Below are 11,935 nucleotides of genomic sequence, written 5' to 3' on the forward strand. Positions count from 1 at the left end.
CTCGCGTAAATGGGGGAAGAAGGTCAACGGCGGGGCGCAGAACCGAAGTGCCGCTTGGTATCGCGCACGAAGCTCGAGAAGATCAGTGAGTTGACCGGTAGCCCGCCGCGCACCGCGAGCGACAGCTTCGGACGCGGCGAGAATGCAAAATTCCACTGCAATCTCGAACCCACTGCGAGCTCGTCGACGCGGTAGTCCTCCGCGAAGGATTGGAACAGCGGCACATTCGATTGTTCGACGTAAAACGAGTGCCGACGCGTTTCGTCGTCCCAGGTGATGAACTTTTCGCGCATCTGCATTGCACCGCCGCCCACCTCCGCGATTCGTCGCGTGCCGACACCGTACGGGCGAGGCGAGGTGTAGTGAACTTTGGTGAGCATCCGGCACCACGACAACGGTTCGTCCGCGGTCAGACCAGCCCAGACGTCATCCGGTTGGGCGGTGAGGTCGATCGAATACGTGAAGATATGCGGTGCCGTGTCGAAAAAATCGGCACCGACCGGCTCGAGGTCGAACCAATGTGTCATCGCCTACTCCTGCCCAATTAGCCGTTACATGAAGTTACGGATACTTGACGACCGAAGTCAACCCCCGAATGCTCAGTTGGACCGAGCTTCAGAGCGCGAGAGCCCCTGCAGCGAAGCGATGACCTGTTCGAGCGGCTCGATACTTCGAGTCGTCTGGCACACCGCCACTGCACCTTCGACCGACGTGATCGTCAGGTTTGCCATCGATATTGCCTGCGCCGCAGGATAACCCGCCGTTTCGAGTTGCGATTCGATCAACTTCTGCCATCCCAGCATGACCTCAGCCGATACTTCCGCGACTTCTGGCTCACTGGCGCGTGCCAACCCGCCGGCAATCACCGGGCAGCCGATCGCGAAGTCCGAACGCGTGAGATTGAGTCGCCAGATGTCTCCGACCGCTTCGATCACGTCGGCAGTGGAACCGGTAGCCGCAGCCGAGCTGATTCGTCTGGTGATGATCGCACCGGCCGCGCGCACGGCTTCGACCATCAATTCGGTCTTACCGCCTGGAAAGTGATGGTAGATCGACCCACGGGGTGCGCCACTGTGTTTGATGACGTCACTGAAGGATGTCGCATCGACGCCGTTGCGGCTGATCAGTTCGACCGCACTGCGAATCATGCGATCACGTGAGCTCAGCTCTGCCATGTCACAGATCCTTCGGCCGTCGGTACACCTGTCAACTCATACGCTACGTTATGTATGACGACCGACATAGTGATGGGATGAAACAATGAGTGACGAGACAACCGCAACCGTCGATCCGGCGCAGATGACAGGCCTCGAACTTCTGCGCTGGATGGGAACGCAGGTCAACGACCGACCCAGCATTGGACGCCTCCTCGGCATGGAGATGCGCGAGGTCAACGAGGGATCCGTGAGCTTCGCCCTGACCCCGCGCGCCGATTTCAGCAACCCGCTCGGCACCGTGCACGGCGGAATCTGCGCAACGCTGCTCGATTCGGTCATGGGCTGCGCGGTACACACGACGCTTCCGGCCGGCGTCGGCTACACGACCCTCGAACTCAAGCTCAACTACATCCGCACTGTGCCTCTCGACGGTGACGAACTGACCGCCCACGGCAGTGTCATTCATGTGGGTGGGCGTACCGCGACCGCGGAGGGCAAGGTCTTGGACAAGAACGGCAAGTTGGTGGCGCACGGAACTACGACGTGCATGATTTTCCGCTGAGCCGACGAAGGATGGCGAGAACGCAACTGTGCCTGACGTGAGCAGGGCGCGAGTGCCGATGTACGATCGGCTCGTGACCCTGCTCACTGCGCACCTCTGGTGGCCCGACCGCTGACGGTCAGCCGCAACTGCGTGCTGCCCGGACCGACATCGGGTGGTCCAGCAGGCTCCTCTCAGGATCCCCGATCCGGCAAATGCCGTACGCGTCGTCGCTACGACCGCCAAGATCAGGTACCGAATCCACGAAGGAGAGTTAGTTGACCACCACCCCACTCAACCGTTCGCTCGAGCCTTTGGGCGTCTCCATCCCGTCGAAAGTGCCGACGCACTGGTACAACCTGGCGGCCGACCTCCCCGAGCCTGTTCCCCCGCACCTGCATCCGGGCACTCGTGAGCCGCTCGGCCCCGAGGACTTGGCGCCGCTGTTCCCGATGAACCTCATTGCGCAGGAAGTCGCAACCGAGCGCTACATCGAGATCCCGGAGACGGTTCGCGAGATCTACGGCATGTGGAGGCCCTCTCCCCTGTTCCGCGCACACCGACTCGAGCGCGCTCTGGGCACACCCGCCCGCATCTACTACAAGTACGAAGGCGTCAGCCCGGTCGGTTCGCACAAGCCGAATACTGCTGTCGCGCAGGCTTACTACAACGCAATCGAGGGAACCACCAAGCTCACCACCGAAACCGGTGCAGGCCAGTGGGGTGCGTCGCTGTCGTTCGCGGGCGCGCTGCTCGGACTCGAGGTCGAGGTATGGCAGGTTCGCTCGTCCTTCGATTCGAAGCCGTACCGCCGCATCCAGATGGAGGCGTACGGCGGAATCTGTCACCCATCGCCTTCCGATCTCACGGAAGCCGGACGCGCACTGCTGAAGTCGCATCCCGACACCACCGGCTCGCTGGGTATGGCGATCAGTGAGGCCGTCGAGGTCGCCGCGCAGGATCCGAACACACACTACTCACTCGGTAGCGTGCTGAACCACGTCATGCTGCACCAGACCGTGATCGGTCAGGAAGCAATGGTTCAGCTCGAAGAAGCCGGCGACGCCGTCCCCGACACCGTGTTCGGTTGCGCGGGTGGCGGTTCAAACCTCGCCGGACTCACCTTCCCGTTCCTGGGACGAAACCTTCGCGAAGGCACCAAGACTCGCCTGGTCGCCTGTGAGCCTTCGGCATGCCCGTCCCTCACCCAGGGCGAGTACCGCTACGACTTCGGTGACGTCGCCGGCCTCACCCCGCTGCTCAAGATGCACACTCTTGGCAAGGACTTCGTTCCGCCGGCCATCCATGCCGGTGGCCTTCGCTACCACGGCATGTCGCCGATGGTCTCGCATGCGGTCAACCTCGGACTCATGGATGCGATTGCCGTCGATCAGGACGACGCTCTCCAGGCCGGTCTGATCTTCGCGCGCGCCGAAGGAATCATCCCGGCTCCGGAATCGACCCACGCGGTTGCCGGCGCCATCGCTCACGCTCGTGCCGTCACCGAACCCGAGGTGATCGTAATCGGGCTTTCAGGCAACGGTCAGTTGGATCTCCCGGCGTACTCGCCCTACGTCTGACTCCGGCGGTGTGGTGGTCTCGAGTGTACGAGGCCACCACACTTCGTCACACCGAGCACGTTCTCTATTCGTATCCCAGTTCGTCGACGGAACGGACGGTGATCGAACTTGTCCCCAACACGGTGCCGGGGGCTATCCAAGGATCTTCCGGAACGGCGCCCGCGACCCGTCGTTCGCCGATGAACTCACCGGTACCCGGATCGATGATCAAGTCGCGACGCTCGTGAACACCGCTGAGCCCGAGTGCGATTCCGACCCGACCGTCAAGCGTGGTCTGTTCCACGGTCTCCACACCATCGATTCCGGCGATCGCGCGATACCACTGTGCTTTGAGGTCTGACGGCATCATGCCGGCTCTCAGTACTTCAATCGCGATGTGGAACATCGCTTCCGGCGTCGAACCGCGCGGCGCCGTGTAGTCGCGCAGCCATCGAAGCAACCCCTCGGGGTCAGCGGGCAGCGACCGATAGAAGTTGGGATCGTCCCAGTCGTCCGGAACGCAGTTGAAGTTGTCGCGATTGTCGTCGAAGAATCGGCCGCAGCGGGCGCGCCATTCCCCGTTTCGGGTTTCGTCGATGTACAGAGCTGATTCACTCTCCGGCGTCGTGCCGCCGAGCCACCGCGACTGGCCGGTTGACCGCCGCTCGAGCCATTCTTGTGTTTCGTCTGCCGGAATCCATAGCTGCGAACGGGTTTCGAGCAGGTAGGTGTAGCCGTTGCGTGGAGCGTCGGGACCTGCTTCGTAAGGAGATCCGTACTCCATCCCCTGTTGGACCCACGCGTGCTCCTCGACGAGTCGAAACGGTCCCTGTCGAGCGGAGATCATCTCGACCGATTCGAGCGAACGCGCGGCTTGCTGTAGGACGTGTTCGGCGGAGGCGAGTTCGATGGATGGCACCGGCAGCGACACACCACCCGTACTGCCTGTCTGCTCTGAAGGTGTGAGCTGCACCAGCACCGCGGCCAGGCAGACCGCCATGAGCACCGCGGCACCGGCGTAGACCGAAGCGGGCACGCGCCGCAGAGCGAACCTGCGACTGGGTACCGGCGGAGAACTTTCGGCCGCTTTCGCGTCGGCGAGTACCCGATTCCGAATCGCTGCCAAGGCGTCGACGTCCGGCTTGTCGAGCGCATCGCGGAGTTCGAGCAACGTGTCGTCCAGGGGATCGGTCCGAGGATTCGGCATCAGTTCTCTCCCGAGGCTTGTTGGAGGTTTTCGGAGTCGAGCAGCAAAGTCCGCAGGCGAGTGCGCGTGCGGTGCAGCCTGGACCGGACGGTGCTGGCCGGCACGGACAGGATCTCCGCGATCTCGGTCGGCTCGAGATGGGCCCAGGACGAGAGGAGCAGCACGTCGCGTTCGTCCTCCGTCAGCTCGGCGAGTGCCGACGCGATCACCTCGAGGCGACGGGACGCGTCCACCCGAGCCGTGACAAGGTCTTCCGGCGCTGTCTCGGACACGACGCGTTCGCCATGTACCCGCGCGAGTGCGCGTTCGGCGCGATCCTGGGAACGAAAGTGTGCCCGGAGCAGGGTGTGGGTAATGCCGAACAGCCAAGCGCGAACGGGAGCCCGGCTAGGGTCATAGGTGGATCGACGATCGATCGCGACGGCAAAAGCCTCGGCGACGAGGTCGTCGGCATGATGTTCGCCTGCTCGAGCGCAAACGTACCGGCGAAGATCGGCAGCATGGGCGTCGAAGAGCTGAGCGAAGACCTCCGCCACGCACGGGCCGTGCAGGTCCGGATCCGGTGTGCCGCGATCACCGGGCGGGCTCGAAGATGTCACGGTGATACTTGGTCGGTGCGGCCCCTAGCGTCCCCGGGCTGCCGCAGCGGGTAGCGATAGCGACACACGATCCGCACTTTCCCCCAAGCATTCACCATGCGCAGCAGTCGGTCCTCAGTCTCTTGGTCGGAGACCAAACGCTACCCGGCACTGACGCTAGGTAAGCCGTGGGAACGATCTCGCGGCAAGGATCAAGCCCGACAGGAGGCGAAACGAACCGTTCAGTTTGCTCGATCGGTTACGGTCTTTCGATGCAGCTTCGGTTGAAGGAACACTGGAAACTGGTCGCCCTCGGACTGGCGTTGATCGTGGCGATCGCGTTCATCGTGGTATCGGTGCTCTCCGACTCCAGTGAGGCGGCTTCGCCGAAGCAGAAGTTAGGCGGTCCGATCGTCGAGCAGGGCATTGTCGACGTGGACCTCTCCGGCCCTCCGCAACAAGCCTGGGAACTCGATGTTCGAACGCTCACGGATAACTCCGGCGACGTGCTGCTGTCGATGCCTTCCGGCCTCGATCGCTACTACGGCTACGGAAACACGTACCAGGTCGGTGACGTGCTGGTGGCCGCGACTGCTTATCCCCTGCCCAAAACCGATGAGTCTTCGTCGAGTCAGGGAGTCGGTGCCGTTTCACTGGTCGGTGTGAATCCCGACGACGGAAGTCCTCTGTGGAAAACGCGAATCGGCGGAGTCATCGGCCAGTGCAGCCAGCAGAACGAATCCACGATCATCGCGTGCTGGGGCGATCGACGGATGATCTTTGTCGATACCGCGACCGGAACTCTGTTGTCCGACCTCGGAACCGACTTCGATCTCAGTGGTGCCGCCATCACCGGAGACACTGTGTACACGTCCGGTGAGAGAGTGGACGGAACCGTTCGCACACGAATTCTTGCCAGCGGCAACACCACCAATGTGACGGCCAACTTCGTTCGTACCTTCGAACCAAGTGAAAAGTTCGGATCGGTCTACACGATCCCGAGCACCAACACTGTCATTGCAATGGAACAGGGCGATGGCGGGGACCCACAGTACCGCTATCGAATCTACGATCTGGATTCCGGCGCAGAACGATTCAGATTCGAGGGTGATTCGCTTGTCCCTGCCGGGAACGGATTGTTCCTCACCAGTGTCGGCGGCAGATCAGGCTATGTAGGAACCCAAAATCTTTTGGCTACCGACGGATCCACGATTCGTGCGATACCGATTCCCTCTTCCTCATCGTCGTCCTACCCGAGTAAGCCCTCGACAGCGGTGCCGATGTTTCTCGGCGACGGCGCCTACGACCCGGAATCCGGTGACGAACTTTGGCGCAGCTCACAAATCATCAATACCGAGATGGCCGGGACGGGAAGCGCCATTGCCGCAGTGGTAGGTAAAACAATCCTGGTCACGTCACCGGAGACCCGCACAATCTCGGGTCTCGACGTCGAGAGTGGTCGACAGCTATGGCAGACACCCTGGCAAGACGCGTACTGGATTCGAAACGGAGCGACCGATGGCGACCACTTCGTCTTCAGCGACTACACCGGAATGCATTCGATCCGGGCTCGCGACGGAAAGATGATGTGGTCGGTCCCCCTTCCGCCAGAGGTCGATCCGCGCGGGGTCGTCGTCTCGAATGCCGGCAAGAACGTGTCGTTCTCCTGGCAAAACCATTTCACCGTTTGGCGATAGGCCGGCAACATCACCGATACCGTGCCGTACTGACCAGCCAGCTCAGCAACGAGCAAATGGATAGACGTGCAGCATCAATGGCCACAATCCAGTCTGCCGCGTTTGTTCAATTTCGGGGAAACGATCTCGAACAACTACACATATCTCTGCGACTCCAACATCGGAAAGATCAGACCAGACCTGCAGTGAAGGGGTGCGTATAAATCGCGCCGACTCAGGTACCTGATCCAATCCAACCGTAAAGGGAGCCAACGGGAATGGACGCGAAATCCTCTGTTTGCAGTCGGCAACAAATAGTCCAGTTTGCTCGCAAACATCTGCGTGCCGGGGGACCGAACTCAGAGCAAATTCGTCGTCATTTCGGTTTGCAAAAGCGCGCGTTCTTCACACAGCTCGACACCCATCTCGACGATTCTGCGCTTTCAATGCCCGAAAAAGTTGCACTCCGCCGCATCTGCCGACAAGAAAATAGAAGATGCCCGATCAAACGTGTGAACATCTCAGCAGGTCAAGCCGACTCACTCCGGCCGATGTACGACGCGCTTCCTTTCCCACCCCAGAACCATCCCGCTTGACGATCGAAAGCAGCCAACTACGTTGAGCCGCTGGATTCCTCCGCAGACCCCTCTTCTCGGATCGGAATCATCGGAGATCTAACAGTCGCGCGACTTTCAGACTCAAATGCAAGGCCAACCGGTCGTCGCCGTTTGCCAGGTCTGCGCGTGTTATCTCCTGAATTCGCCGCAAACGATAGTACAAGCTCCCTCGATGCACACAGAGCGCCTCGGACGTTCGCTTTACGTCACCGGCATTGTCCAAAAAGCTCTCCAGCGTCGCGAGAAGGGCCTCACTCTTGGTGTCCTCATGGCTGAGCAAGGACTGCAACCCAGAATGAATACTGTTCTCGAGCCGATCCTCTGACAGTTCGGCAAGAAGTCCGTAGACACCGAGATCCCGATACCGCACAACATTTCCGAGCACCTTGACGACCTGGGCCACATCTGCGGAACGCCTGGACTCTTCGTAGGATTCGCGCACGTCAGCAACCGAGGTTCGCGATTCACCGATACCAACCCAACATTCGATGTTCTGGCGCCCACTTTCAGACAAGATTCGCTTTTGGGCTGCAACGATCAGCGAGTCCAGATGGGTATGCGTCGAGCGTTCGGCCACCGACACGATCAGCAGACTGTGATCGGGGCGGTCGAGTTGGATTGCACTGTTCCGCGGGAGCCTCCGCCGAAGCTGATCGACGCCGACGGCAACACTCAGACGATCTCTTTCGGTCAATGTCGACTGGTCGACAGGACGGAGCAGCATAGTGACCACGACTGCTGGACCCGCAGCCAACAAGCCCTCCTCGGCCAGCCTGTTTGCCGCGTCCTCGCGCAGCGACCGCTCGCCGGAAAGTACGTCACGAGTAAGTTCCCGCTCCCGACTTCGGGACAACTCGTCCAGTAACTGTTCGCGGTGAAGGATCGTTGCTGCCGCGTCAGCCGTGCGCCTCAAGACCTCGGCTTGATCCTCGTCAACGTCACCCTCCGAAGTCAACAGCCAGACGAAGCCCAGCAGCGCATTGCGGTACCGGATCGGCATCCCGACCCGGCCAAGGGTCAGCCCTAGTTCTTCGTTGACGGGAACAGTGAAGAGATCGAGGGCTTCACGGCCTCCACTCGAGAAAATAAAGTCTACAATCTCGCGTGAAACATTCCGCTGTAGAACGGAATTCATCCTGACTGAATCGACGGCACTGTCATGCGAGTTGTACGCGAGTAGACGGATCTGTGCATCATCGATCGCAACGGAACGGTCCAGTCGGCGCCCGGTAGTATCCACCAAATGCTGTAGTTCTCCGGCCATGGTCGAACTGTACGAGCCACGCTCGCCGTTTTGCAACATATGACTAAATTCGTCCGCGACAATTTGAACGAATGACAGTGATGCAACTAACTTTCGCGCCATAAGCTCGCTACATGCCGAAGCACTCGAGACCCGGAACGTCTTCACTCGGTCTGCAACCCGGCAGACGTGACAACGACAGGTCGGACATCCACCAGCGACGAGATCTGTTGCAGCCGTGAGATTTGCATAGCTAGGCCCGAGGCAGGACGGCACGATCTCCCTCAGGCAAGGTCGCCTCTGGCCCGAATTCGATAACGGCCTACGTTCGCCAGTTCAACGTCGGATCCCACCGACCTCTTTCAATTTCGAACACCTCGAATGACATCGGTGGCCCTGACGTCGCAAACCCTTTGCCATTCAGCATATCCCGAGAGGAATCATCATGACCGGCACAGCAAATGCTCCTGTAGAGCATCTAACCGAGACTTCACCCGGACGTCGATCGGCGCGCCGTAGGGCCCTGATTGCCGGCGCGACAGGCAACATCGTCGAATGGTTCGATTTCACGATCTACGGTTTCGCTGCCGCAGTTCTCGCGACAGTGTTCTTCCCTCCGGAGTTCGGCAGTGGCGCACTGCTTGCCACCTTCGCTCTTTACGGAGTCGCATTCTTGGCCAGACCTGCTGGCGGCATATTCTTCGGACGACTGGGTGACCGCCTCGGCCGACGGAGGTCACTGTCCCTGGCAATTACGCTCATGGGCTGCTCGACAGCGGCTATCGGCCTCCTACCGACATATGCTTCGATCGGTGTCGCAGCACCGCTGTTGCTGCTGCTCTGTCGCTTGGTTCAAGGATTCTCAGCCGGTGGCGAATACACCGGAGCGGCAACCTTCGTCGTCGAGCATGCGCCGTCTCACCGCCGAGGCTTGTACGCAGGGATTATCAGCTCTTCGTCGTTCGTCGGCAGCATCTTGGCCACGGTCACAGTCTTGTCATTCAGCTTGGTCGGCGCTGAGTCCTTTGCCGACGGGGGATGGCGTTGGCCGTTCATCATCGGAGGCGTTGTCGCCATGGTGGGACTGTTCATGAGGCTTGCGGTCGAGGAAACTCCAGCTTTCAAGGAAATGCAAGAGAACGATTCCCTTCCAACCCGCCCTCTCACAGATCTGTTCCGCAATCACTGGCGGACTCTGCTCACGTCCTTCGTGTATTTCGCCTCGCTCGGTGTCGTTACTCATATGCTGCTCGGCTACATGCCGACATTTCTGATTCTTTCAGCCGACGTTTCGAGCACGGTGGCACTGCTGATGACAACCGGCGCTTTGGTTCTCGCAGTCCCGCTGTTCATCTTCTTCGGCGCCACGGTCGACCGAATCGGCCGGAGACCTCTCGTCAGAATCGGCATGGTGATGTCAGTTTTCGTTTCGGTGCCCAGCTACCTGCTCATCGGTACCGGAAATATTTTCGCGATTGCCGTTGCACTGGCTGCTCTGGTCATCGCGCTTTCCCTACTCGCGTCCGCGTTGCTCGTAATTCTCGAAATGATGCCGACGCACGCGAGATTCACCGGCACGGCAATCCCTTATAACGTTGCGTATGCACTCTTTGCAGGAACTGCGCCGCTGGTGTGCGCGTCGTTGGTCAATGCCACAGGAAGCAATCTGTCCCCGGCCTTCTACGCAACCGCCATCGCTTTGATCGCACTTCCCATTCTGTGGCGAGGGATTCCGGAATCGAAAGACTGGTCTGCCACGCAGGGCAGTTCGACGAAACGTTTCTGACAACGGACGCGCCACGGCTGTGATTTTTTGAGCAGCTGTCGATAGCGTTCCGATGGCCGCCACGAGAGAGTTGAGGACGACGGACACCTCTGGACTTTCAGGTACCAAATCCATTAAGGCAGAGCCGAATCCGAGAAGTCGGGATGCGGGTCTCCAGAGGAAGTCGACGGCGTCAGAATTACCAGAACCCAAGCTCGCCGGATCGAATAGCTGTGCTTTCGATCCGGCGAAGCCATCAGTAGAAAGAGGGGCCGAAAGTGCCTACCGACAAGACCGATGCAGTTGTGGTCGGAGCTGGAGTGATCGGCAGCTCCATCGCCTACGAACTGGCCGCTCGAGGCTACGAAGTCCTGGTCATCGACAAGTCTGGTGGTCCGGGCTACGGCTCGACCAGTGCATCCAGTGCGGTCATCCGGTTCAACTACTCCACATTCGACGGTATGGCTGCGGCTTGGGAGTCGCTGCATTGCTGGCAAAACTGGAACGAGCATCTCAACGCGACAGTCGACGGCGCGCTTGCGAAGTTTCGGCAATGTGGGATGGCACTTCTCGACGTCGACGTCGCACCCCACGCGCGCACGATTGGACTATTCGAGAAGATCGGAATCGACTACCAGCTGTGGGACGCAACGACACTCGTCGAAAAGATTCCCGGTATCGACGCAGGTAAATACTATCCACCGAAGCCTGTCGACTCGGAGTCCTTCTTCGCAGATGCGGAAACCACGCTCGGCGCGCTGTACACACCGCAGGCGGGGTTCGTCGACGACCCGCAACTGGCCGCCGCGAATCTTGCTGCGGCAGCACGTTCGCACGGTGCGGTTTTCGCATACAACACGCGTGTAGTGGCAGTCGAGCAGTTGCCTGACGGCATCTGGCAGCTAGGGCTCGACGACGGGGAAAGTGTGAAATCCAAGATTGTCGTCAACGCCGCCGGCCCCTGGTCAGGAGCGTTCAACAAGCTGTCGAATGTCGGGTCCGACTTCAAGGTTTCGGTTCGGCCCTTGCGTCAGGAAGTCCATCACGTCACCGCACCCACTGGGTACAACGACGACGAGATCCTCGGCCCGATGATCGCCGATTTGGATCTCGGAACCTACATGCGCGCCGAACCTGGAAACGGTTTCCTTGTCGGCGGAACCGAACCGGAGTGCGATCCGCTCGAGTGGATCGACGATCCTGATACCGCCAACCCGAATCGCACTGTTGCCCGGTTCGAAGCGCAGGTTTTCCGCGCCGCCAGGCGTTTCCCCACCCTGGAGGTCCCTTCACAACCGAAAGGTATTGCCGGCGTGTACGACGCAGCATCTGACTGGACCCCGATCTATGACAAGACAGACAGGCAAGGTTTCTACGTCGCGATGGGCACCAGCGGGAACCAATTCAAGAATGCGCCCATCGCTGGACGCCTCATGTCCAGGATCATCGACCAGGTGGAAGCTGGACACGATCACGACGCTGAGCCCCTGACCTATGTCGGGATGCACACCGGGCTCGAAATAGACCTCGGCGCATTCTCCCGCCTTCGGGCACCCAATGCCGAGTCGACCGGGACGGTCATGGGTTAGAAG

General features: G+C 60.2%; 10 protein-coding genes. 5 read left to right on the forward strand and 5 right to left on the reverse strand.

What is annotated here, in order from left to right; translation table 11 throughout:
* Nucleotides 1-23: 23 nt before the first annotated feature.
* Together R4P65_RS17315 and R4P65_RS17320 are read right to left on the reverse strand one after the other, a co-directional pair.
* Nucleotides 24-527, reverse strand: coding sequence for an SRPBCC family protein (locus R4P65_RS17315; RefSeq protein WP_317827432.1), 504 nt, complete (start codon nt 525-527; stop codon nt 24-26).
* Between the two features lie 72 nt (nt 528-599).
* Nucleotides 600-1,175 carry a TetR/AcrR family transcriptional regulator gene (locus R4P65_RS17320; protein ID WP_317827433.1) on the reverse strand — a complete coding sequence of 192 codons (576 nt, stop codon included), beginning with the start codon at nt 1,173-1,175 and terminating at the stop codon, nt 600-602.
* 85 nt (nt 1,176-1,260) lie between these two features.
* Between R4P65_RS17320 and R4P65_RS17325 the strand changes: the two genes are divergently transcribed.
* Together R4P65_RS17325 and R4P65_RS17330 are read left to right on the forward strand one after the other, a co-directional pair.
* The gene (locus R4P65_RS17325; protein ID WP_317827434.1) at nt 1,261-1,719 is read left to right on the forward strand and encodes a PaaI family thioesterase; all 459 of its coding nucleotides are present in this window, start codon (nt 1,261-1,263) and stop codon (nt 1,717-1,719) included.
* A gap of 257 nt (nt 1,720-1,976) precedes the next feature.
* Nucleotides 1,977-3,278, forward strand: a complete 1,302-nt coding sequence (locus R4P65_RS17330) for a TrpB-like pyridoxal phosphate-dependent enzyme (protein WP_230814818.1) — start codon at nt 1,977-1,979, stop codon at nt 3,276-3,278.
* Between the two features lie 64 nt (nt 3,279-3,342).
* On the opposite strand, the gene R4P65_RS17335 is transcribed toward R4P65_RS17330, so the two are convergent.
* On the reverse strand, nt 3,343-4,464 hold the full coding sequence (locus R4P65_RS17335) for a CU044_5270 family protein (protein ID WP_317827435.1): 1,122 nt from the start codon (nt 4,462-4,464) through the stop codon (nt 3,343-3,345).
* Nucleotides 4,464-5,063: a sigma-70 family RNA polymerase sigma factor gene (locus R4P65_RS17340; RefSeq protein WP_317827436.1), complete on the reverse strand. Its 600-nt coding sequence runs from the start codon at nt 5,061-5,063 to the stop codon at nt 4,464-4,466. Before R4P65_RS17340 ends, R4P65_RS17335 begins: the two co-directional genes overlap by 1 nt.
* Before the next feature lie 251 nt (nt 5,064-5,314).
* Here R4P65_RS17340 and R4P65_RS17345 point away from each other — a divergent pair, with 251 nt between their 5' ends.
* A complete protein-coding gene (locus R4P65_RS17345; protein WP_230814815.1) occupies nt 5,315-6,739 on the forward strand; it encodes a PQQ-binding-like beta-propeller repeat protein in 1,425 nt (474 codons plus the stop codon).
* Nucleotides 6,740-7,381: 642 nt separating this feature from the next.
* Here R4P65_RS17345 and R4P65_RS17350 read toward each other — a convergent pair.
* Nucleotides 7,382-8,599: a PucR family transcriptional regulator gene (locus R4P65_RS17350; protein WP_317827437.1), complete on the reverse strand. Its 1,218-nt coding sequence runs from the start codon at nt 8,597-8,599 to the stop codon at nt 7,382-7,384.
* A 424-nt stretch (nt 8,600-9,023) separates the two neighbouring features.
* Between R4P65_RS17350 and R4P65_RS17355 the strand changes: the two genes are divergently transcribed.
* Both R4P65_RS17355 and R4P65_RS17360 read left to right on the forward strand, forming a co-directional pair.
* Entirely contained in the window at nt 9,024-10,364 is a 1,341-nt protein-coding gene (locus tag R4P65_RS17355; protein ID WP_317827438.1) for an MFS transporter, read from the forward strand.
* 257 nt (nt 10,365-10,621) lie between these two features.
* The gene (locus tag R4P65_RS17360; protein WP_317827439.1) at nt 10,622-11,932 is read left to right on the forward strand and encodes an FAD-dependent oxidoreductase; all 1,311 of its coding nucleotides are present in this window, start codon (nt 10,622-10,624) and stop codon (nt 11,930-11,932) included.
* Nucleotides 11,933-11,935: the final 3 nt, after the last annotated feature.

It is taken from the genome of Rhodococcus sp. IEGM 1318 (genome assembly GCF_033142465.1).
Lineage (GTDB): Bacteria > Actinomycetota > Actinomycetes > Mycobacteriales > Mycobacteriaceae > Rhodococcus_F > Rhodococcus_F qingshengii_B.

What these genes read in the sequence shown, in the direction of transcription:
- R4P65_RS17315 (WP_317827432.1), bottom strand. Translation starts at nt 527, where the DNA reads ATGACACATTGGTTCGACCTCGAGCCGGTCGGTGCCGATTTTTTCGAC.
- R4P65_RS17320 (WP_317827433.1), bottom strand. Translation starts at nt 1,175, where the DNA reads ATGGCAGAGCTGAGCTCACGTGATCGCATGATTCGCAGTGCGGTCGAA.
- R4P65_RS17325 (WP_317827434.1), top strand. Translation starts at nt 1,261, where the DNA reads ATGAGTGACGAGACAACCGCAACCGTCGATCCGGCGCAGATGACAGGC.
- R4P65_RS17335 (WP_317827435.1), bottom strand. Translation starts at nt 4,464, where the DNA reads ATGCCGAATCCTCGGACCGATCCCCTGGACGACACGTTGCTCGAACTC.
- R4P65_RS17345 (WP_230814815.1), top strand. Translation starts at nt 5,315, where the DNA reads ATGCAGCTTCGGTTGAAGGAACACTGGAAACTGGTCGCCCTCGGACTG.
- R4P65_RS17350 (WP_317827437.1), bottom strand. Translation starts at nt 8,599, where the DNA reads ATGGCCGGAGAACTACAGCATTTGGTGGATACTACCGGGCGCCGACTG.
- R4P65_RS17355 (WP_317827438.1), top strand. Translation starts at nt 9,024, where the DNA reads ATGACCGGCACAGCAAATGCTCCTGTAGAGCATCTAACCGAGACTTCA.